14 protein-coding genes and 2 pseudogenes are annotated in these 21,720 nt (G+C 62.7%); 9 read left to right on the top strand and 7 right to left on the bottom strand.

Annotated elements, in window-relative coordinates:
- Positions 1–96: 96 nt before the first annotated feature.
- Entirely contained in the window at positions 97–777 is a 681-nt protein-coding gene (locus tag CSV86_RS05015; protein WP_009394771.1) for a heavy metal response regulator transcription factor, read from the top strand.
- On the top strand, positions 774–2,117 hold the full coding sequence (locus CSV86_RS05010) for a heavy metal sensor histidine kinase (RefSeq protein ID WP_037058550.1): 1,344 nt from the start codon (positions 774–776) through the stop codon (positions 2,115–2,117). Before CSV86_RS05015 ends, CSV86_RS05010 begins: the two co-directional genes overlap by 4 nt.
- 6 nt (positions 2,118–2,123) lie before the next feature.
- On the opposite strand, the gene CSV86_RS05005 is transcribed toward CSV86_RS05010, so the two are convergent.
- The 3 genes from CSV86_RS05005 to CSV86_RS04995 all read right to left on the bottom strand — a co-directional run bounded on the left by CSV86_RS05005 (position 2,124) and on the right by CSV86_RS04995 (position 5,390).
- Positions 2,124–3,368 carry a lipoprotein-releasing ABC transporter permease subunit gene (locus CSV86_RS05005; RefSeq protein ID WP_009394769.1) on the bottom strand — a complete coding sequence of 415 codons (1,245 nt, stop codon included), beginning with the start codon at positions 3,366–3,368 and terminating at the stop codon, positions 2,124–2,126.
- A gap of 80 nt (positions 3,369–3,448) precedes the next feature.
- On the bottom strand, positions 3,449–4,132 hold the full coding sequence (lolD, locus tag CSV86_RS05000; RefSeq protein WP_170394411.1) for a lipoprotein-releasing ABC transporter ATP-binding protein LolD: 684 nt from the start codon (positions 4,130–4,132) through the stop codon (positions 3,449–3,451).
- A gap of 7 nt (positions 4,133–4,139) precedes the next feature.
- Positions 4,140–5,390: a lipoprotein-releasing ABC transporter permease subunit gene (locus CSV86_RS04995; protein WP_009394767.1), complete on the bottom strand. Its 1,251-nt coding sequence runs from the start codon at positions 5,388–5,390 to the stop codon at positions 4,140–4,142.
- A 94-nt stretch (positions 5,391–5,484) separates the two neighbouring features.
- Between CSV86_RS04995 and CSV86_RS04990 the strand changes: the two are divergent.
- Both CSV86_RS04990 and CSV86_RS04985 read left to right on the top strand, forming a co-directional pair.
- A pseudogene (locus tag CSV86_RS04990) lies at positions 5,485–6,071 on the top strand (PilZ domain-containing protein).
- Positions 6,072–6,108: 37 nt separating this feature from the next.
- A pseudogene (locus CSV86_RS04985) lies at positions 6,109–6,830 on the top strand (glycerophosphodiester phosphodiesterase).
- Between the two features lie 42 nt (positions 6,831–6,872).
- Here the strand turns inward: CSV86_RS04985 and sthA are convergent.
- A complete protein-coding gene (gene sthA / locus CSV86_RS04980) occupies positions 6,873–8,267 on the bottom strand; it encodes a Si-specific NAD(P)(+) transhydrogenase (RefSeq protein ID WP_009394761.1) in 1,395 nt (464 codons plus the stop codon).
- A 362-nt stretch (positions 8,268–8,629) separates the two neighbouring features.
- Positions 8,630–8,944, bottom strand: coding sequence for an ArsR/SmtB family transcription factor (locus tag CSV86_RS04975; protein WP_000349485.1), 315 nt, complete (start codon positions 8,942–8,944; stop codon positions 8,630–8,632).
- Positions 8,945–9,085: 141 nt separating this feature from the next.
- On the opposite strand from CSV86_RS04975, the gene CSV86_RS04970 reads away from it, so the two are divergent.
- Positions 9,086–10,090, top strand: coding sequence for a permease (locus CSV86_RS04970; protein WP_040363373.1), 1,005 nt, complete (start codon positions 9,086–9,088; stop codon positions 10,088–10,090).
- A gap of 12 nt (positions 10,091–10,102) precedes the next feature.
- Positions 10,103–11,380 (top strand): ISL3 family transposase, encoded by a 1,278-nt coding sequence (locus tag CSV86_RS04965; RefSeq protein WP_000610830.1) that lies wholly within the window; start codon positions 10,103–10,105, stop codon positions 11,378–11,380.
- 35 nt (positions 11,381–11,415) lie between these two features.
- On the opposite strand, the gene CSV86_RS04960 is transcribed toward CSV86_RS04965, so the two are convergent.
- Complete coding sequence (locus CSV86_RS04960; protein WP_376699747.1) at positions 11,416–12,432, bottom strand: FAD:protein FMN transferase; 1,017 nt, start codon at positions 12,430–12,432, stop codon at positions 11,416–11,418.
- Between the two features lie 268 nt (positions 12,433–12,700).
- Positions 12,701–14,164, bottom strand: a complete 1,464-nt coding sequence (locus CSV86_RS04955) for a glyceraldehyde-3-phosphate dehydrogenase (protein ID WP_009404630.1) — start codon at positions 14,162–14,164, stop codon at positions 12,701–12,703.
- A gap of 169 nt (positions 14,165–14,333) precedes the next feature.
- Between CSV86_RS04955 and mfd the strand changes: the two genes are divergently transcribed.
- The 3 genes from mfd to CSV86_RS04940 are packed head-to-tail and all read left to right on the top strand — an operon-like array spanning position 14,334 to position 21,659.
- Entirely contained in the window at positions 14,334–17,783 is a 3,450-nt protein-coding gene (gene mfd, locus CSV86_RS04950; RefSeq protein WP_009404629.1) for a transcription-repair coupling factor, read from the top strand.
- 9 nt (positions 17,784–17,792) lie between these two features.
- Complete coding sequence (locus CSV86_RS04945) at positions 17,793–18,365, top strand: CsiV family protein (RefSeq protein ID WP_009404628.1); 573 nt, start codon at positions 17,793–17,795, stop codon at positions 18,363–18,365.
- 12 nt (positions 18,366–18,377) lie between these two features.
- Positions 18,378–21,659 (top strand): DEAD/DEAH box helicase, encoded by a 3,282-nt coding sequence (locus CSV86_RS04940; protein ID WP_009404627.1) that lies wholly within the window; start codon positions 18,378–18,380, stop codon positions 21,657–21,659.
- The last annotated feature ends 61 nt before the right edge of the window (positions 21,660–21,720 follow it).

The raw sequence follows: 21,720 nt of genomic DNA, 5'->3' as shown, positions 1-21,720 counted from the left end.
CATCGACCTGACGAAAAGATTACAACTTTGTCAGCTTCACCCTGCTCCTTTGCCGGACAGGTATAACGTCACCGTCACCCCGAGCCGAGCCCCCCAATGAAACTGCTGATCGTCGAAGACCAGGCCAAGACCGGCCAGTACCTGCGCCAGGGCCTCAGCGAGGCCGGGTTCAGCACGGAACTGGCCAGCGACGGTGAAACCGGGCAGTTCATGGCGCTGACCGGCGACTACGATCTGCTGATTCTCGACGTAATGCTGCCTGGCCGCGACGGCTGGCAGATTCTCCAGGCGGTGCGCGACGCCGGCCACAGCGTGCCGGTGCTGTTCCTCACCGCCCGGGATGCCGTCGAGGACCGCGTCCACGGCCTGGAACTGGGTGCCGACGATTACCTGGTCAAGCCGTTTGCCTTTTCCGAGCTGCTGGCCCGGGTCCGCACCCTGCTGCGCCGCGGCAGCAATCCGGCGCAGGAAACCACCCTCGGCCTGGCCGACCTGCGCCTGGACCTGATCCGCCGCCGTGTTGAACGCGCCGGCCAGCGCCTGGACCTGACCGCCAAGGAATTCGCTTTGCTTGAACTGCTCCTGCGCCGCCAGGGCGAAGTGCTGCCCAAGTCGCTGATCGCCTCCCAGGTCTGGGACATGAATTTCGACAGCGACACCAACGTCATCGAAGTGGCGATCCGTCGTCTGCGCCTGAAAATCGACGACGCCCACGAGAACAAGCTGATCCATACGGTGCGCGGCATGGGTTATGTGCTGGAAGAGCGTCGAGCCTGATGCCCCGCCTGTCCCTCGGCGTACGCCTGGCCCTGCTGTTCGCTGCCTGCACGGCGGTGGTTTCGTTGTTGGCGGGCATACTGTTCAGCCGCGCCAGCGAGGCGCATTTCGTCGAGCTGGACCAGCAATTGCTGAACAGCCGCCTGCCAGTGCTGCAACGTATCCTTGAAGGTGTCGACAGCCCTGCCGCCCTCGAATCCCGGCTTGCCGGGCTGAAGGAAGAACTGGCTCACCAGGCGGATCTCGCCTTGCGCCTGCAAGGCCAGGACGGCAGCCTGTGGTTCGCCAGCCGCAGCAACCTGCCCGACAGCCCGGGCACGCCAGGCCTCGCTACCCTGCACGCCGACCACAGCGATTACCGCAGCCTCGACGTGCAATTGCCCCACGCCCGCCTGACCTTGTACCTCGATATCACCCACCACCAGCATTTCCTGCAGCGCATGCAGCACCTGATCTGGCTGACCGTCGGCCTCAGCGCCCTGGCCACTGCGCTGCTCGGCGCCTGGGCCGCGCGCAGCGGCCTGCGCCCCTTGCGCCGGATGGGCGAAGTGGCCGCCAGCGTGTCCGCACGCTCGCTGACCACGCGCCTGCCGGTCGAGCAAATGCCCGTGGAACTGGCGGAGCTGGCCAGCACCATGAACGCCATGCTCGAACGCCTGGACGACGCTTTCCAGCGCCTTTCAGCCTTCTCCGCGGATATCGCCCATGAGCTGCGCACGCCGCTGTCCAACCTGCTGACCCACACCCAGGTCACCCTGACCCGCCCGCGCAGCCTGGACGAATACCGGGAAGCCCTGCACGGCAACCTGGAAGAGCTGCAACGGATGGCGCAGATGGTCAACGACATGCTGTACCTGGCCAAGGCCGACCACGGCCTGCTGATGCCCAATCGCGAGCCGCTGGCGCTGCACGGGGAAGCGGATGCGTTGCTGGAGTATTACGGCGCGCTGGCCGAGGACACCGGGGTTGGCTTGAGCCGCACGGGAGAAGCGATCCTGGCCGGCGACCGGCATATGCTGCGGCGCGCCCTGTCCAACCTGCTGGACAACGCCCTGCGCTTCACCCCCGGCGATGGGGAAATCAGGGTCAGTATCGAAGAACGCGACGGCGGGATTCACCTGGAAGTCGCCAATCGCGGCGAGCCGATCGACGCGGCGCTGTTGCCGCGCCTGTTCGACCGATTCTACCGCGCCGATCCGGCACGCCGGGCCGGCAGCAGCGAGCATGCCGGACTGGGCCTGGCCATCACCCAATCCATCGTCCGCGCCCATGGCGGCAGCATTCGCGCCGAATCGGCGCAGGGCTGGACCCGATTCATCATCGAGCTGCCCGCCGCCTGATCCGGCTTATTCGTAGCGCAGCGCCATCGCCGGCTCGACCTGCGAGGCACGCCAGGCCGGATAAATGGTGGCGAGGAAGCTCATCACCAGGCCGGCACTGCAGATCAGCACCACATCGCCCCATTGCAGTTCCGACGGCAGCGAACTGATGAAGTACACGTCGGAGGTGAAGATGTGCTGGCCGCTGACGCGCTCGATCCAGCCCACCACGTCGCTGACGTTCAGTGCCAGGGCCACGCCCAGCACGCCGCCGATCAGGGTGCCGACCACACCGATCAGGCTGCCCTGGACCATGAAGGTGCCCATGATCTGCCCCGGTGTGGCACCGATGGTGCGCAGGATCGCAATGTCGGCCCCCTTGTCGTTCACCACCATGATCAGGGTGGCGATGATGTTGAAGGCCGCCACCGCGATGATCATCAGCAGCAACAGGCCGATCATGGTCTTTTCCATCTTCATCGCGCTGAACAGGCTGCCCTGGGTGTGGGTCCAGTCGTCGGCACGATAGCCGTCGCCGAGGCTGCCGGCGATGGCGCCGGAGACCGCCGGCGCGGCATACAGGTCCTTGATCTTCAGGCGCACGCTTTGCACCTGGTTCGGCTCCCAGCGCTGCATCTGCGCGGCATCGGCCATATGGATCATGGCCATGGACCCGTCCAGTTCGGCACCGACCTTGAAGATGCCGACCACGTTCAAGCGCTGCATGCGCGGCGTGATACCACCCGGCTCGCTGCTCGCTTCCGGAACGATCAGGGTCAGCTTGTCACCGACATTGAGACGGAAGCGCCGCGCAGTGATTTCGCCGACGACCACGCCAAATTCGCCTGGTTTCAGGTCTTCAAGGCTGCCCTGGACGATGTGTTGGGTGACGATCGAGACCTTGCCTTCCTGGGCCGGGTCGATGCCACTGACCTGGATCGGCTGCATCGAACCCTTGTAGGAGAGCATGCCTTCCATTTCGGTGAAGGGTACCGCGGCGACTACCTCGGGATTCTTCAGGGCGGCCGCAGCCACCGGCTGCCAGTCATCCAGCGGCTTGGCGCCGATGATCATGGCGTGGGGCACCATGCCGAGAATGCGCGCGCTCATTTCGCGCTGGAAGCCGTTCATCACCGAGAGCACGGTGATCATCGCCAGCACGCCCAGGGACAGGCCGATCATCGAGGTCATGGAAATGAACGAGATGAAGTGGTTGCGGCGCTTGGCGCGGGTGTAGCGAGCGCCGATGAATATGGACAAGGGTCTGAACATGAAGTGATGCACCCAAGCAAGGAAAACGACCAGGGCGCCCGGCTATGCCACGGGCGCCCGCCACGAGTCAGATCGACGCTTCAGATCGGAACCAGGTGGCCCTCTTCCAGGCGCAGCACGCGGTCCATCTGCCGGGCCAGGTTCAGGTCATGGGTCACCACCAGGAAGGCGGTCTGCGACGAGGTGCTCAATTCGCGCATCAGGTCCTGGATACCCTGGGCGGTGTGCTGGTCGAGGTTGCCGGTCGGCTCGTCGAGCATCACCAGGCCGGGACGGTTGACCAGCGCCCGGGCGATCGCCACGCGCTGGCGCTCGCCACCGGACAGCTCGGCCGGCTTGTGCCCCAGGCGATGACCGAGGCCGACGCGCTTGAGCAACGCCTCGGCACGCTCGCGGGCTTCGGGAATCGCGGTACGACCGATCAACAGCGGCATGCACACGTTCTCCAGCGCGGTGAACTCGGGCAGCAAGTGGTGGAACTGGTAGACGAAGCCCAGCGCGCGGTTGCGCAGCAGGCCGCGGGCACGTTCGCCAAGGGCGGACAGTTCCTCGCCGGCCAGCCACACGCTGCCCTGGCTCGGGGTATCGAGGCCACCCAGCAGGTTGAGCAAGGTGCTCTTGCCCGATCCGGAACTGCCGACGATGGCCACGCGCTCGCCGGGGAACAGTTCCAATTGCAGGTTCGACAGCACCTGCACCGACTCCGGGCCCTCGTCATAGGACTTGCCCAGGTTGCGGCAACTCAGTACGGCTTTATCACTCATGCCCAACTCACTCATAACGAAGCGCCTCCGCAGGCTGGGTGCGTGCCGCACGCCAGGCCGGATACAAGGTGGCGAGGAAACTCAGGACCAGCGCCGCGCCGCAGACCATCCATACGTCCTCGGCCATGATCCGGGACGGCAGGTAGTCGATGAAGTAGACGTCGGCGTTGAGGAATTTATGGCCGATCAGGGTTTCCAGACCGGCGATGGCGGCGCTGACATTCAGCGCCGCGAGGATGCCGACGACGGCACCGATGGCGGTACCGAGCACGCCGATGATGGTGCCCTGGACCATGAAGATCGCCATGATCTGCCGCGGCGTGGAGCCCAGGGTACGCAGGATGGCGATATCGCCGCGCTTGTCGTTCACCACCATGACCAGGGTGGAAATGATGTTGAACGCCGCCACCGCGACGATCAGCAACAGGAGCAGGCCGATCATCGCCTTCTCCATGCGGATCGCCTGGTACAGGTTGCCGTAGCTGCGGGTCCAGTCGCGGGCGTAGAACTCCTGGTCGCCCAGTTGATGGGCAATGTTGTAGGCAATGCGCGGGGCCTGGAACAGGTCGTCGAACTTCAGGCGCAGGCCCTGGACCTGGTCCGGTTTCCAGCGATGCAGGCGCGACAGGTCGGCGATGTTGGTCAGCCCCAGGAAGCCATCGATCTCGCCTGCGCCGACATGGAAGGTGCCGACCACGGTGAAGCGCTTCATGCGCGGGAACATGCCGGCCGGGGTCACGGTGACCTCGGGGGCGACGAAGGTCACCTTGTCGCCGATGCCGACACCCAGCCTGCTCGCGGCCTTGTCGCCGATCATGATGCCGAAGTCGCCGGGCGCCAGGTCTTCCAGCCGCCCCTGCCGGATAAAGTCGCCGATAATCGAAACCTTGCGCTCCTGCGCCGGGTCAACCCCATTGAGCAGGACCTTCTGTACCTTGCCGGCGTGGGTCAGCAACCCCTGCATCTGGGTGAAGGGCGCGACATCGAGCACCGATGGATTCTGCTTTACTTGATCGGCAAGGGCTGGCCAGTCGGTCAGCGGTTGCCCGGTCTCGAGGGTCGCATGAGGGACCATGCCCAGGACCCGGGTACGCATCTCATGGTCGAAACCGTTCATGACCGAGAGCACCACGATCATCACCACCACGCCAAGGGCGAGGCCGATCATCGAGGTCAGGGAAATGAACGAGACGAAGTGGTTGCGACGCTTGGCACGGGTGTAGCGCGTGCCGATGTAGACGAAAAGAGGTCTGAACATGTCGGGGCTTGTTCGGATGAAAGAGGAACGTCCTTGTGGCGGGGGCAGGACAGCGGATTTACACTCAGACCACCGCCGTAACCATGGGTTCGCCATGTCGACATTAGATGAAGAAGATCGCCGCGAATACTACCGTATCGACGACAGGATCGCACTGGAAATTAGCCCGCTGAGCGCAGCGGAGGCCCTTGGCACGGACTTATTGCAAGATGATTCCCCGCTGTTCAATCTGCTGAGCGAACTGCACCTGAGCGAGTTCGAATCCCAGCACCTGCTGCGCCAGCTGAGCGAGAAGGACCGCACCCTCGCCGCCTTCCTCAAGGCCCAGAACAAACGCATCGACCTGCTCAGCGCGGTACTCGCGCAGACCTTGATCGGCGAGATCGGCGCACCGCAACCGGTAAAACTCTCCGAAGGCGGGATCGAGTTCAACAGCCCCGAGCCCTTCGAGCCCGGCAGCCGCGTCGCCCTCAAGATGGTGCTGATGCCCGGGCTTCCGGCCTGCTCCTGCGCGGCAAGGTCACCCATTGCGCCAGGCGGACCGACGGCAGCTACGAGCTGGGCTGCGAATTCATCGACATGAGCGATGCCCAGCGCCAGTTGCTCGCCCGCTATATCCTGCAACGCCAGCAACAGCAACGCCGCCAGGCACTGGAACAGAACGCCCCACCGACTTCCTGATTTTCAGCTTTCGGTCTTTTTCATTGAAGGAACAAACGTGACGCAGATCTACGGCCATCGCGGCGCCAAGGGCGAAGCCCCGGAAAACACCCTGACCAGCTTCCAGCAGTGCCTCGGGCACGGCGTGCGGAGCTGCGAACTCGACCTGCACCTTTCGGCCGACAACGAGCTGATGGTGATCCATGACCTGACCCTGAAACGCACCACCGGCCGCCGCGGCAAGGTGGTCGAGCATCCCGCCGCCGACCTGGTGACCTACGACGCGCGCAAGGGTGGTCCGGGCTGGGTGCAGCCCTGCCCTATCCCGCGCCTTGAGGAGCTGTTCGAGAAATGCCCGTTCGAGCACTGGCAACTGGAGGTCAAGAGCGCCTCGCGCACCCGTGCGGCAACCACCGTCCTGGCCATTCGCGAAATGGCCCAGCGCTTCGACCTGCTGGACAAGGTGACCATCACCTCCAGCTCCCGCGAAGTACTGGGTGCCGCCCAGGAACTGGTCCCGGACATTTCCCGCGGGCTGGTGGCGGAATATGCCTGGCTCGACCCGCTGAAGGTCGCGCAGAACTACGGTTGCGAGCTGCTGGCATTGAACTGGACGCTGTGCAGCCCGAGCGGCTGGTCAAGGCCCAGCGCCAGGGATTGCACGTGTCGGTGTGGACAGTCAACGAGCCGGCGCTGATGCGCCGACTCGCCGACTTCGGCGTGGACAGCCTGATTACAGACTTTCCCGGTTTGGCCACTGCCACCCTCGGGAATCGCTGAAATCGATCTCCCCGGCCGGCTCAGGCCACCGGCCGGAGCCGCTCAAAAAAGCCGGTTGAGGCCATCGTAGGCCGCTACCCGATAGGCTTCGGCCATGGTCGGGTAGTTGAAGGTGGTGTTGACGAAGTACTTCAGGGTATTGCGCTCACCCGGCTGATCCATGATGGCCTGGCCGATATGGACGATCTCCGACGCCTGGTAGCCGAAGCAGTGCACACCGAGGATCTGCAGGGTTTCACGGTGGAACAGGATCTTCAGCATCCCTTGCGGCTCGCCGGCGATCTGCGCCCGGGCCATGCTCTTGAAGAAGGCCTTGCCCACTTCGTAAGGCACCTTGGCCTGGGTCAGTTCCTGCTCGTTCTTGCCGATCGAGCTGATCTCGGGAATGGTGTAGATCCCGGTCGGCACGTCGTTGACGAAGCGCCAGCTGCCATTGTCGACGATGCTGCCTGCAGCGGAACGGCCCTGGTCGTGGGCGGCACTGGCCAGGCTCGGCCAGCCGATCACGTCACCGGCGCCGTAGATATTCGGCACCTGGGTACGGTAGGCCTCGTCCACTTCGATCTGGCCACGGCTGTTGACCTTGATGCCGATGTTTTCCAGCCCGAGCTTGTCGGTGTTGCCGGTGCGGCCGTTGCACCACAGCAAAGCGTCGGCCTTGATCTTCTTGCCCGACTTCAGGTGCAGGATCACCCCGTTGTCCAGACCTTCGACGCGCTCGTACTCTTCGTTGTGGCGTACGGTGATGTTGTTGTTGCTGAAGTGATAGCTCAGGGCCTGGGAGATTTCCGAATCGAGGAAGCTCAGCAACTGGCCACGGTTGTCCACCAGCTCCACCAGGACACCCAGGCCGCTGAAGATCGACGCATATTCGCAACCGATCACACCGGCGCCGTAGACGATCAGCTTGCGCGGGGTGTGGCCGAGGCTGAGGATGGTGTCGCTATCGTAGATGCGCGGGTGGTGGAAATCGATATCGGCAGGGCGATAAGGGCGCGAGCCGGTGGCGATGATGATGTGCTTGGCCACCAGTTTCTCGACCACACCATTGGCGCAGACCACTTCCACGGTCTGCTCGTCGGCGAAGCTGCCGGTGCCGACGAAGACGTCGACGCGGTTGCGCGCGTAGTAGCCGGTGCGCGAGGCAACCTGCTTGGAAATCACCTTCTCGGCGCTCTTGAGCACGTCGGGGAAGGAGAACCAGCGCGGTTCGCCAATGGCCCGGAACATCGGGTTGGTGTTGAACTGCATGATCTGGCGCACCGAGTGACGCAGGGCCTTGGACGGGATGGTGCCCAGATGGGTGCAGTTGCCGCCGACCTGGCGACGGCTATCGACCATCGCCACCTTGCGTCCTGCCTTGGCGGCATTCATTGCCGCCCCTTCTCCTGCGGGGCCGGAACCCAGCACCACTACGTCGTAGTTGTAGACAGCCATGCGTACTCCTTCAGAACAGGCCCGGCCGCCACACCGGCGACCGGGGCATCATGGCGCACGGTTGGACGCCATGAAAAAATTCGGGTGCAGTCTAATCAAGCTTGAACGGCGCGCACATTAACCCTTGGTCGCGTCGTAGGCTATTTTTCTCTGCACTACATGCAAGACATTCATTCTTCGTTTTTCGGGTATCCGGAATTTCTGGTTGATAAAATGCCAAAGATGTAAAGAAGAAAATCTTTCTCAGCGGATTATCTGATTGATCCTCTTCAGCCTACTCTACTGCCAATTTTCTGTTTCCACCTTCGCCTGAGTCTTCATAGCGATGCTGACTAGGGAGGACAGCGAGAGCTGGGCAAGCGTCAAAGCGGTTCTGGTTCATGCGCAATCCGGACACCTGCACAACATTCCTCTTGTAAGAAACCGATCAAATTCTCTAGGTGCCCATACTCGGGTATACAGACAATCGTGCGGCTATGTTTCTCCTGCCGGATCAGCCCTACCTTGGCCATGCGCGCAAGGTGATGTGATAGCGTCGAAGCAGGAATACCCAGCCCCTTCTGGATATCTCCGACCGAAGCCCCATCATGGCCAGCTTTGACCAGAAAGCGGAACACGGACAGTCGGTGACTATTCCCTAGCTCAGCTAAGCTGGCTGCAACCTTTTCGTGATCCATAGCACGCCCCAATAATTCGATGTTTCTAGAATTATAGTTGACAGGTCGGATAAACGCAAGTAGGCTGCGTACATCATTTCGACAATACTAGAAATATAGGAGTAATATTGAATGTCATCTCAACTCCAAGACGCTCTAGGCATGTTCGCCTTTCTCGCTATCGAGCTATCGGTTTTATTCATTGGCATTAGCTTGCTGGTCGGAGTTCTTCAACGTCACATCCCACCATCCAAGGTGGAAGCGTTACTGACTTCCAGTGGGAAGCGAGGCTATTTTCTTGCTGCTGGTTTAGGAGCTATAACGCCCTTCTGTAGTTGCTCGACTATCCCCATGTTGAAAGGGTTGATTCGGGCACGGGCCGGTTTTGGGCCGATGATGGTGTTTCTTTTCTCATCTCCGTTGCTGAATCCTATCGTCGTCGGCCTGCTGGTTGCCACGTTTGGATGGACACTTACTGCTATCTATGTGCTCGCCGCTTTGGTGGTCGCGGTAGGTGCCGGATGGCTGCTTCACACGCTTGGCTTCGAGCGTTATGTGCGCCGGACGGCGACACAAGAGAGCAGTGGATGTAGTTCATCAGCAAGCCCGTGCAGTGCTACATCGACCGCATCGAGTTGCGGCACCAACAGCTGCGACACCACTCCGAAGACGGCTTCTTGCGGGGCTGATAGGAAGACAACAGTCTCTACGTCTAGCGAATGCTGTGACAGTCAACCCACTGTCACGGTTAAGAAAGAAGGGAAGTACAGTGGTGTGTGGCGGGAAGCTTGGTCGGACTTTATCGATGTGTTGCCTTACCTGCTCATCGGTATTGCGATTGGCAGCGTGATCTATGGTTTCATGCCCACTGACTTATTGGAGCAGTATGCAGGCCCAGATAATCCCTTTGCCATTCCAGTTGCCGCTGTCATCGGCGTGCCGTTGTATATTCGCGCTGAAGCCGTCATACCTCTGGCAGCGGCTCTGATGGCCAAAGGCGTGGGTGCCGGGACGGTGCTAGCGTTGATCATCGGCAGTGCCGGAGCCAGCCTGACTGAGCTCATTCTGTTGCGCTCTTTGTTCACGCTGAAGCTTTTAGCGGCGTTTTTAGCAGTCATTTTTGCTATGGCGATGATTGCCGGTTACGCCACCTACCTGTTTTTCTGATCAAGGCGGGAGATGATTAATTCGTTAAGCCTTCCTGGGTACCAGTTGGTGGATTCTGATGAGCAGAATGAAGACATACATTTTCGGCTTGAAGCACCTACACCAGTAGCCTGCGAGGGGTGCGGCGTGCAGGGTGAGTTCGTGCGGTTCGGCAAGCGTGACGTTCCCTATCGTGATCTGCCCATCCACGGCAAGCGGGTCACTCTCTGGGTGGTCCGCCGCCGATACACCTGCCGGGCCTGCAAGACAACATTCAGGCCCCAGCTACCGGAGATGGTGGACGGATTCCGTATGACACTGCGGCTGCATGAGTACGTGGAGAAGGAATCCTTCAACCACCCCTACACCTTTGTGGCGGCACAGACCGGCCTGGACGAGAAGACGGTGCGCGACATCTTCAACGCCCGCGCCGAGTTCCTGGGGCGCTGGCACCGCTTCGAGACGCCCCGCATCCTGGGCATTGACGAGCTATACCTGAACAAGCGCTACCGCTGCATTCTGACCAACATTGAGGAGCGAACCCTGCTCGACCTGCTGGCCACCCGCCGCCAGGACGTGGTGACCAACTACCTGATGAAGCTGAAAGACCGGCAGAAGGTCGAGATCGTCAGCATGGACATGTGGAACCCCTACCGGGCAGCGGTCAAGGCTGTGCTGCCCCAGGCCCGTATCGTGGTCGATAAGTTCCATGTGGTGCGCATGGCCAACGATGCCCTAGAGAGAGTGCGCAAGGGCCTCAGAAAGGAGCTGAAACCGTCCCAGAGCCGGACTCTCAAGGGAGACCGGAAAATCCTGCTGAAACGCGCTCACGAAGTCTCAGACCGGGAGCGCCTCATCATGGAGACCTGGACAGGCGCGTTCCCGCAACTGCTGGCCGCCTACGAGCACAAGGAGCGCTTCTACGGCATCTGGGACGCCACCACACGGCTCCAGGCAGAAGCCGCCCTGGACGAGTGGATAGCCACCATCCCGAAGGGCCAAAAGGAAGTCTGGAGCGATCTGGTCAGGGCAGTGGGAAACTGGCGCGAAGAGACCATGACCTACTTCGAGACGGACATGCCCGTCACCAACGCTTACACGGAGTCCATCAACCGACTGGCCAAGGACAAGAACCGTGAAGGGCGCGGTTACTCCTTCGAGGTGATGCGGGCACGAATGCTCTACACCACGAAGCACAAGAAGAAGGCACCGACTGCGAAGGTCTCTCCTTTCTACAAGAAAACCATCGGTTACGGACTGCCGGACTTCGCAGAGGAACTCAACTACGGAGTCGATCTATCAACCATCTGATAATGGTATCAGGTTGGTGGGGTAAAGGTGCCCCATCAACCATTAAATCCGTATACCCCGTTTTTCCCTGCGTTCCTACCGACGATCCGCTCGAAGGCCGGGGTCACACGGGCGATAAAACCGCTATCGGCACGCATGACGAAAACCGCAGGCAGATTCTGTGCCACGGCGAATTCCCAACCCTGCTCCGGCCCGAGGATCAGCAACAGGGTCGAATAACCGTCGGCTACCAGCGCCGACGCCTCGAACACCGTGACCGCCGCCAGTGCATGGGCGATCGGCCTGCCGAGCCGGGCATCGAAGGTATGGGAAAAGCGCTGGCCATTTTCCTCGAAATAGTTGCGGTAGTCACCCGAGGTGGACACTCCAAGCCCATCGATGCCGAGGATCTGCTCGGCGATCTGGCGGTCTTCCCGCGGCCACTCCAGGGCCACGCGCCAGGCGCTGCCATCGGGCTTGCGGCCGACCGCCTTGAGTTCGCCGGTGACTTCCACCAGCAGGTCGTCGATGCCCAGCGCGTGCAGGCGTTCGACGATGCGATCGACACTGTAGCCGGCGGCGATACTGTTGAAGTCCAGCTCCAGGGCGATGTCCTTGCATAACTGCTGGCCGTCGATGCGCAGATGGCCCTGCCCCACGCGCTGGCGGACTTCGGCCAGGCGCTCGGCAGCGGGGACTTTTTCTTCACGCGACTGCGGACCGAAGCCCCAGAGGTCCATCAGGGGTTCGACGCTGAGGTCGTAGGCGCCACCGCTTTCGCGCCAGAGGGTTTCGCCCAGGCGCACCAGCTTGAGCACATCGGCGGGCATCGGCTGGCAACTGTTGGCGGGCAGGCGGTTGAAGCGGGCGACTTCGGAATCGCTGCGGTAGGTGGAGAAATGCTGGTCGATCTCGGCGAGGATGCTTTCGATCTCCTTCTTGACCTGGCCGGCGTCCGGGCCCGAGGCTGGCGGGACGTATTGCACGGTCCAGGTGCTGCCCATGGTAGGGCCGGTGAGGCGCTCGACCGGGTCAGGTTTGCTGCAAGCTGTAAGGGCAAGGGCACAGAGGATGCTCAGGGCTGTTTTCAAATGCTCCTCCTGTAGCGGTCTTCAGGGCCTCATCGCTGGCAAGCCAGCTCCCACAGGTATCGTGTGCACCGCTAAATTTGTAGGAGTCATCAACCACAACACAGGCCTGCATGCCTGCCTCCACTGGAGCTGTACACACCGAACCCTGTGGGAGCTGGCTTGCCAGCGATGAGGCCCTGAAGCATAAAACAAAACGCCAAAAAAAACGGGAACCCGCAGGCTCCCGTTCCTTTTCAACGCACCAGCAAGCTTAGCGCGGGAACGCAGGCGGGTTCACACCGGCCATGTCTTCCATCACGCGCACGACCTGGCAGCTGTAACCGAATTCGTTGTCGTACCAGACGTACAGGACAACACGGTTTTCGTTGCAGATGGTGGCTTCGGCGTCGACCACACCGGCGTGACGCGAACCGACGAAGTCGGTCGATACCACTTCCTGGCTGCTCACGTAGTCGATCTGCTTGTGCAGCTCGGAGTGCATGGCGGTCTGGCGCAGGTACTCGTTCAGTTCTTCGCGAGTCGTGGCCTTTTCCAGGTTCAGGTTGAGGATCGCCATGGAGACGTTCGGCGTCGGAACGCGGATGGCGTTGCCGGTCAGCTTGCCCTTGAGCACTGGCAGTGCCTTGGCGGCAGCAGTGGCGGCGCCGGTCTCGGTGATGACCATGTTCAGCGGCGCGGCACGACCGCGACGGCTGCCCTTGTGGAAGTTGTCGATCAGGTTCTGGTCGTTGGTGAACGAGTGAACGGTTTCGACGTGGCCGTTGACGATGCCGTACTGGTCATTCAGCGCCTTCAGCACCGGCACGATGGCGTTGGTGGTGCAGGAAGCGGCGGAGATGATCTTGTCGTCGGCAGTGATGTCGCCGTGGTTGATGCCGTGCACGATGTTCTTCAGCGCGCCCTTGCCAGGTGCGGTGAGGATCACGCGGGCAGCGCCCGGGCAGGCCAGGTGCTGGCCCAGGCCCTCGGCGTCGCGCCATACACCGGTGTTGTCGACGATCAGGGCGTTGTCGATACCGTACTGGGTGTAGTCGACTTCGCTCGGCGCCTTGGCATAGATCACCTGGATCAGGTTGCCGTTGGCGGTGATGGTGTTGTTCTCTTCGTCGACCGTGATGGTGCCGTCGAACGGGCCGTGAACCGAGTCACGACGCAGCAGGCTGGCACGCTTGATCAGGTCGTTGGTCGCGCCCTTGCGCACGACGATGGCGCGCAGGCGCAGGCCGTCGCCACCACCGGTCTTCTCGATCAGGATGCGCGCCAGCAGGCGGCCGATGCGGCCGAAACCATACAGGACGACGTCGGTGCCCTTGCGTGCGGAAGCGTTCTGCTGACCGACCACTTCGGCCAGTTCTTCACGAACGAACTGCTCGACGCTGCGGCCGTTGCCTTCAAGCTTGAACTTGTTGGCCAGCTTGCCCAGGTCGACCGAGGCGGCGCCCAGTTTCAGCTCGCTCATGGCCTTGAGCAGGGGGAATGTCTCGTGGACGGACAGTTCGGTTTCGTCGCTCTGGCGATGGCGGGCAAAGCGATGCGCTTTGAGGATCGAGATCACCGAGCGGTTGATCAGGCTGCGGCCATAGATCGAGCTCACCACGTTGTTATTGCGGTAGAGCTGACCGATAAGCGGGATCATCGCTTCTGCAAGTGCTTCACGATCGATCCACTCACCAAGACACTGGTCGGGCTTCTGAGTCACGGGAACCTTCCACATGTAGGGACAGAAAAAAGGGGCTACATTATGACGCCGAGCTCTCGTTCGAGCAATGAGCGCCTGTCGCCCCCGTCACGTTGCGCCAATTTGACCACTGCAAGCCTTACCCCATGGGCTTCGGACCGGTACAATCGATCTCTTTGTCGCAACGCTTGGAGTTCGACCTCCCGTGCCAGTTCTGCGTCTACCGCACCTTCCGGCCACCGCCGGCAAACAAACCTGGGGCAACCTGCCCGGCGCCGCCCTGAGCCTGGCCATCGCCGAGGCTGCCAGCGCCGCCAAGCGCTTCACCCTGCTACTGACCGCCGATAGCCAGAGCGCCGACCGGCTGGAACAGGAACTGCGCTTCTTCGCGCCGGAGCTGGCGGTGTTGCCCTTCCCCGATTGGGAAACCCTGCCCTACGATCTGTTCTCACCGCACCAGGACATCATCTCGCAGCGGATCGCCAGCCTGTACCGCCTGCCGGAGCTGGACCACGGCATCCTGGTGGTGCCGATCACCACTGCCCTGCACCGCCTGGCGCCAACCCGCTTCCTGCTCGGCAGCAGCCTGGTCCTGGATATCGGCCAGAAGCTCGATGTGGAACAGATGCGCAGCCGCCTGGAGGCCAGCGGCTACCGCTGCGTCGATACCGTCTACGAACATGGCGAGTTCGCCGTGCGCGGCGCCCTGATCGACCTGTTCCCCATGGGCAGCAAGCTGCCCTACCGCATCGATCTGTTCGACGACGAGATCGAGACCCTGCGCACCTTCGACCCGGAGACCCAGCGCTCCATCGACAAGGTCGGCTCGGTACGCCTGCTGCCGGCGCGGGAATTCCCCCTGCAGAAGGACGCGGTGACCCGCTTCAAGGCGCGCTTCCGCGAGCGCTTCGACGTGGACTTCCGCCGCAGCCCGATCTTCCAGGACCTCACCAGCGGGATCATCCCCGCCGGCATCGAGTACTACCTGCCGCTGTTCTTCGATGAAACCTCGACCCTGTTCGACTACCTGCCCCAGGATACCCAGGTGTTCTCCCTGCCGGGCGTGGAACAGGCCGCCGAGCATTTCTGGAACGACGTGCGCGGCCGCTACGAAGAGCGCCGCATCGATCCGAACCGGCCACTGCTGCCGCCCGCCGAGCTGTTCCTGCCGGTGGAAGACTGCTTTGCCAGGCTCAAGGGCTGGCCGCGCATCGTGGTCAGCGCCGATGACGTGGATGCCGGCGTCGGCCGCGAGCGTTTCCCGGCGCAGAAACTGCCGAACCTGGCCATCGAGGCCAAGGCCAACCAGCCGCTGGCCGCGCTTTCGGAGTTCCTCGACCAGTTCCCCGGCCGCGTACTGTTCACCGCCGAATCCGCAGGCCGGCGCGAAGTGCTCCTGGAACTGCTCGAACGCCTGAAACTGCGCCCGCAGACCGTGGACAGCTGGCTCGACTTCGTCACCGGCAAGGAGCGCCTGGCAATCACCATCGCCCCGCTGGACGACGGCCTGGTGCTGGAAGACCCGGCCCTGGCGCTGGTCGCCGAAAGCCCGTTGTTCGGCCAGCGCGTGATGCAGCGCCGGCGTCGCGAAAAACGCAGCGACGCCAGCAACGACGCGGTGATCAAGAACCTTACCGAACTGCGCGAAGGCGCCCCGGTGGTGCATATCGACCACGGTGTCGGCCGCTACCTGGGCCTGGCGACTTTGGAGATCGACAACCAGGCCGCCGAATTCCTCACCCTGGAATACGCCGAAGGCGCCAAGCTCTACGTGCCGGTAGCCAACCTGCACCTGATCGCCCGCTACACCGGCAGCGACGACGCTCTGGCCCCGCTGCACCGGCTCGGCTCCGAGACGTGGCAGAAGGCCAAGCGCAAGGCGGCCGAGCAGGTTCGCGATGTCGCCGCCGAGCTGCTCGACATCTATGCCCGCCGCGCCGCGCGCAAGGGTTACGCCTTCGCCGACCCGGCCGCCGATTACGCCGCATTCAGCGCCGGCTTCCCCTTCGAGGAAACCCCGGACCAGCAGAACGCCATCGAAGCGGTGCGCGAGGACATGCTTGCCGCCAAGCCGATGGACCGCCTGGTCTGCGGCGACGTTGGCTTCGGCAAGACCGAGGTGGCCATGCGCGCCGCCTTCATCGCTGTGCACAGCGGTCGCCAGGTGGCCATTCTGGTGCCCACCACCCTGCTCGCCCAGCAGCACTACAACAGCTTCCGCGACCGCTTCGCCGACTGGCCGGTAAGCGTTGAAGTGATGAGCCGCTTCAAGTCGGCCAAGGAAGTCAGCACCGCCATGGGCGAGCTGGCCGAGGGCAAGATCGATATCGTCATCGGCACCCACAAGCTGTTGCAGGACGACGTCAAGTTCAAGGACCTGGGCCTGGTCATCATCGACGAGGAGCACCGTTTCGGCGTGCGCCAGAAGGAACAGCTCAAGGCCCTGCGCAGCGAAGTCGACATCCTCACCCTGACTGCCACGCCGATCCCGCGCACGCTGAACATGGCGGTGTCGGGCATGCGCGATCTGTCGATCATCGCCACCCCGCCGGCCCGCCGCCTGTCGGTGCGCACCTTCGTCATGGAGCAGAACAAGAGCACGATCAAGGAAGCATTGCTGCGCGAGCTGCTGCGCGGCGGCCAGGTCTACTACCTGCACAACGATGTGAAGAGCATCGAGAAATGCGCCGCCGACCTCGCCGAGCTGGTGCCCGAGGCGCGCATCGGCATCGGCCACGGGCAGATGCGCGAGCGCGAACTCGAACAAGTGATGAGCGACTTCTATCACAAGCGCTTCAACGTGCTGATCGCCTCGACCATCATCGAGACCGGCATCGACGTGCCGAGTGCCAACACCATCATCATCGAGCGCGCCGACAAGTTCGGCCTGGCCCAGCTGCACCAGTTGCGCGGCCGGGTCGGACGCAGCCACCACCAGGCCTACGCCTACCTGCTGACGCCGCCGCGCCAGCAGATCACCGCCGATGCGGAGAAGCGCCTGGAAGCCATCGCCAACACCCAGGATCTCGGTGCCGGCTTCGTGCTGGCGACCAACGACCTGGAAATCCGCGGTGCTGGCGAACTGCTCGGCGAAGGCCAGAGCGGGCAGATCCAGGCGGTGGGTTTCACCCTCTACATGGAAATGCTCGAACGTGCGGTCAAGGCGATCCGCAAGGGCACCCAGCCGAACCTCGACCAGCCGCTGGGCGGCGGCCCCGAGATCAACCTGCGCCTGCCGGCGCTGATTCCCGAGGACTACCTGCCCGACGTGCATGCGCGGCTGATCCTGTACAAGCGCATCGCGTCGGCGGTTGACGAGGATGGCCTCAACGACCTGCAAGTGGAGATGATCGACCGCTTCGGCCTGCTTCCCGAACCGACCAAGAACCTGATCCGCCTGACCCTGCTCAAGCTGCAGGCGGAGAAGCTCGGAATCAAGAAGGTCGATGCCGGCCCGCAAGGCGGCAAGATCGAATTCGAAAGCGAGACCCCGGTCGATCCGCTGGTACTGATCAAGCTGATCCAGGGCCAGCCCAAGCGCTACAAATTCGAAGGCGCCACCCAGTTCAGGTTCATGGTGCCCATGGAGCGCGCCGATGAACGATTCTCGACACTCGAAGCGCTGTTCGAGCGCCTCACCCCGCAAACCGCGTAAGGAAGATCCATGCGTGCCATTCGCAACCTCACCCTGCTGCTGGCGCTGGTCGCGCCGGCGGCTTTCGCCGACACCCAGTACCTGGTGGAAATGATCCTGGTGCGACAGAACGCGGTGCCGGCCATCACCAGCCAGTTCGCTCCGGAAAACTGGAGCGACGGCGCAGCTCCGATCGCGCAATACGATGTGCGCCAACCGATTCTCGACAAGGAAGTGGCCGCGCTCGCCGCCAACAACCAGTACACCGTGCTGGCGCACAAGGCCTGGCAGCAGAGCGTTGGCAGTGGCGTGTCGAAGGTCGCCATCAGTGACGGCCAGGAGCAGTTCGGCCACTTCCCCATCGAAGGCAACCTCAGCCTGGGCGAAGCGCGTTTCATCAGTGTCGAGGCAAACTTCTGGGTCAACCAGTTCGACACCAACGGCGCAGTGATACAGAGCGAGGCGTTCAAGCAGGGCAACAAGAACGTGAAGAGCGCGGAGCTGACGTTCCTCGATGGCGGACACCTGGCGCTGCTGGTGAAGATTCGCAAAGTGGGCGCGCCGGCGAGCCCGGCGCCTGATCCCGAGATGATGGAGCAGTAACGCATGCCTCATATGCTCGACCGGCTGCTCGGAAGTAGCGCCTGGCAGGACGAATTCAGTGCCAGGGTGCTGGAACGCGGGCTCGGTTACGCGAGACAGCAACGAGTCCGCATCGTAAAGGTCGAGAACGACACGATCCACGCCACCTGCGAAGGCTCGGGCGATCACCGCTACAGGCAGGTGATCGGCATAAAACCGCGTGGAGACAATGGATACTGGGTTGATTGCGATTGCACCTGCCCGGTGGGCGTCGACTGCAAGCACTGCGCTGCCGTGCTCTACTACGCCCAGGATCATCTCGAACCCTCGGGCGAGAGGCTGACCGCGGATCTGGAGTCCTGGCTGGACAAACTGGAAAAGCCCGCGCCGGGCAGCGTCGAGCAGCGGCCAGACAGCCAGGGCCGTGCCCTCTACTACTTTATCCATTTCGATGAAGACATCTTCTGCCTGAAGATCAGGAAAGGCACACGGCAACCCAATGGGAGCATCCAGTTCGCCAACCTGCGCTCGATCCCCGAACTGCTGTTCCAGCCACCCAGGTACGTCACCCCGCAAGACCGGCAGATTCTCCTGCACCTTAATCGCAAGGAGCGATTCTGGGGCATGACCTTCCCCCTCGATGAAAAACATGACAGCGAGGTGTTCCAGCAAGCGCTGGACAGCGGCCGCCTGATGTTCGACGAGGGCATGCGCCCGGTGACCCAGGGCCCGGTCCTGGACGCCGAGTTCCGTTGGGTACGCCAGAAGAACGGTCACTACTGGGGAATGTGGCATCACGGCGATGAGCCCGTGCGCCGGGTCCTGCCGCTGCAACCGTTGTATTGGTTCGATATCACCATCATGCAGGCCGGCCTGCTCCGGCATAACCTGGATCCTTACGTTGCCCAGCAACTGACCCTGGCACCGGACGTACCGGAACCCCTGGTAGCCCAGCTCAGCCATCGCCTCGCGGCCCTGGACAAGCAACTGCCGACACCCACCAGGCTGCGCGAAGAAACCATCGACGGCATCCAGCCCGTCGCCCACCTGATACTCGGAAGCCACGAATTCAGCGCCTACGCCCCGAAGAGCGGGCGCATGCAGCGCCAGTTGCAACACCGCGCCGCACTGTCGTTCAACTACGACGGCCTGCGTGCCAGCGGCAACAAGCCACTGACCCGCTTCGTCGACAATGCCACCCAGCATATCCAGCGCGACGCCCAGGCCGAACAAGCCTTGCGCAAGGTCCTGCATGGCTGGGGCTTCAAGGTCGCCACCCGACAAAGCAAGGCCCTGCCGGAAAGCGCCGGCGAACTGCTGCTGCTCGACACCGACCAGCAATGGCTGGACTTCGCCCGTGAAGGCCTGCCCGCGCTGCGTGAAGCTGGCTGGGAAATCGAGATACATGCCGACTTCGCCTTCAACCTGCAGGAAGTGGACGAGTGGTACGCCGATATCGAGGAAGGCGGCGGGCACCAGTGGTTCGACCTGGAGCTAGGCATCGTGGTCAACGGCGAACGCCACAGCCTGCTGCCGATCCTCCTGCACCTGCTGCGCAGCAATCCGGAACTGCTGCGCAGCAGCGAACTGGCCAGGCGCGGCGACGACGAACACCTGCTGATCGACCTCAATCGCCATCGCCACGGCGCAACGGCCGCACGGGTCGCCCTGCCCTATGGGCGGATCAAGCCGCTGATGGCGACCCTCGGCGAGCTGTACCTGACGGAAAACGATGGCCGCAGCCTGCGCCTGTCCGCCCCGGATGCGGCGCGTCTGAGCAACCTCGACGACATCTCCCTGACCTGGCAAGGCGGCGAACGCCTGCGTGACTTCGCCTCGCGCCTGAAGAATGCGCAGTACACCGAGGTGCAGGCTCCGCAAGGCCTGAATGCAACACTGCGGCCTTACCAGCTGGAAGGCCTGAGTTGGCTGCAAACCCTGCGCGACCTGGAGGTAGGCGGCCTGCTCGGCGACGACATGGGCCTGGGCAAGACCCTGCAGACCCTCAGCCATGTGCTCGCGGAAAAGAACGCCGGTCGCCTTAAAAGCCCGGCACTGGCGATCATGCCTACGAGCCTGATCCCCAACTGGCTTGACGAGGCCGAGCGCTTCACTCCGCAGCTCAAGGTCGTCGCCCTGCATGGCGCCGGGCGTAACCGGCATTTCGCCGACCTGCGCGACTACGACCTGGTCCTCAGCACCTACGCCCTGCTCCCTCGCGATCTCGAGCACTTCACCCCGATCGACTGGCACCTGCTGATACTCGACGAAGCGCAGAACATCAAGAATGCCACCAGCAAGGCCGCCCAGGCCGCCCGCGAGCTGAAAGCCGACCAGCGCCTGTGCCTGACCGGCACGCCCATGGAAAACAACCTGGGCGAACTCTGGTCGATCTTCCACTTCCTCATGCCGGGCTGGCTGGGCGACAGCAAGACCTTCGCCCGCGACTACCGCACGCCCATCGAGAAGTACGGCGATAGCGAGCGCATGAGCCACCTGGCCGCGCGGATCCGCCCGTTCCTGCTGCGCCGGACCAAGGAGCAGGTGGCGACCGAGTTGCCGGCCAAAAGCGAGATCATCCACTGGGTCGATCTCAGCGACGCCCAGCGCGACACCTACGAAACCGTGCGGGTAGCGATGGACAGCAAGGTCCGCGCCGAAATCACCCGCAATGGCGCGGCGCGCAGCCAGATCGTGATTCTCGAAGCCTTGCTCAAGCTGCGCCAGGTCTGCTGCGACCTGCGCCTGGTGGCCAATGCCACAGTGAAAGGGTCGCAGTCCGACAAGGGCAAGCTGGGCAGCCTGATGGACATGCTCGACGACCTGCTCAGCGAAGGGCGCAAGATCCTCCTGTTCTCCCAGTTCACGTCGATGCTGGCGCTCATCGAGCAAGAACTGGAGAAACGCAAGATCCGCTACAGCCTGCTGACCGGCGACACCAAGGACCGGCGCACACCGGTGCGGGAGTTCCAGAATGGCGATACACCGCTGTTCCTGATCAGCCTCAAGGCCGGCGGCACCGGGCTCAACCTCACCGCCGCCGACACCGTGATCCACTACGACCCCTGGTGGAACCCGGCCACGGAAAACCAGGCCACCGACCGCGCATATCGCATCGGCCAGGACAAGCCGGTATTCGTCTACAAACTGATCACCCGCGGCACCGTGGAAGAGAAGATCCAGCAACTGCAGAAGGAAAAGGCGGCGCTGGCAGCGGGGTTGCTGGAGGGGAACGCTGCGGGTCAGTGGAAGCTGGCGGCGGATGATATCGAGGCGTTGTTCTCGCCGCTGCCGGAGCAGCAGAAGGGGCGTTGATTTCGAAGGCCTCATCGCTGGCAAGCCAGCTCCCACAAGGTTCGGCGGCGCCGCGGACACT

The organism is Pseudomonas bharatica CSV86 (genome assembly GCF_000319305.2).
Classification (GTDB): domain Bacteria; phylum Pseudomonadota; class Gammaproteobacteria; order Pseudomonadales; family Pseudomonadaceae; genus Aquipseudomonas; species Aquipseudomonas bharatica.
Note: the sequence above shows the minus strand (reverse complement) of the source record. Positions and strands in the feature narration are given on the sequence as shown.

Excerpts from the sequence above, each read along its gene's own strand:
- CSV86_RS04995 (WP_009394767.1), bottom strand. The coding sequence starts at position 5,390 with ATGTTCAGACCTCTTTTCGTCTACATCGGCACGCGCTACACCCGTGCC.
- CSV86_RS04975 (WP_000349485.1), bottom strand. The coding sequence starts at position 8,944 with ATGGATCACGAAAAGGTTGCAGCCAGCTTAGCTGAGCTAGGGAATAGT.
- lolD (WP_170394411.1), bottom strand. The coding sequence starts at position 4,132 with ATGAGTGATAAAGCCGTACTGAGTTGCCGCAACCTGGGCAAGTCCTAT.
- CSV86_RS05005 (WP_009394769.1), bottom strand. The coding sequence starts at position 3,368 with ATGTTCAGACCCTTGTCCATATTCATCGGCGCTCGCTACACCCGCGCC.
- sthA (WP_009394761.1), bottom strand. The coding sequence starts at position 8,267 with ATGGCTGTCTACAACTACGACGTAGTGGTGCTGGGTTCCGGCCCCGCA.
- CSV86_RS05015 (WP_009394771.1), top strand. The coding sequence starts at position 97 with ATGAAACTGCTGATCGTCGAAGACCAGGCCAAGACCGGCCAGTACCTG.
- CSV86_RS04970 (WP_040363373.1), top strand. The coding sequence starts at position 9,086 with ATGTTCGCCTTTCTCGCTATCGAGCTATCGGTTTTATTCATTGGCATT.
- CSV86_RS04965 (WP_000610830.1), top strand. The coding sequence starts at position 10,103 with ATGATTAATTCGTTAAGCCTTCCTGGGTACCAGTTGGTGGATTCTGAT.
- CSV86_RS04955 (WP_009404630.1), bottom strand. The coding sequence starts at position 14,164 with ATGTGGAAGGTTCCCGTGACTCAGAAGCCCGACCAGTGTCTTGGTGAG.
- CSV86_RS04945 (WP_009404628.1), top strand. The coding sequence starts at position 17,793 with ATGCGTGCCATTCGCAACCTCACCCTGCTGCTGGCGCTGGTCGCGCCG.
- CSV86_RS04940 (WP_009404627.1), top strand. The coding sequence starts at position 18,378 with ATGCTCGACCGGCTGCTCGGAAGTAGCGCCTGGCAGGACGAATTCAGT.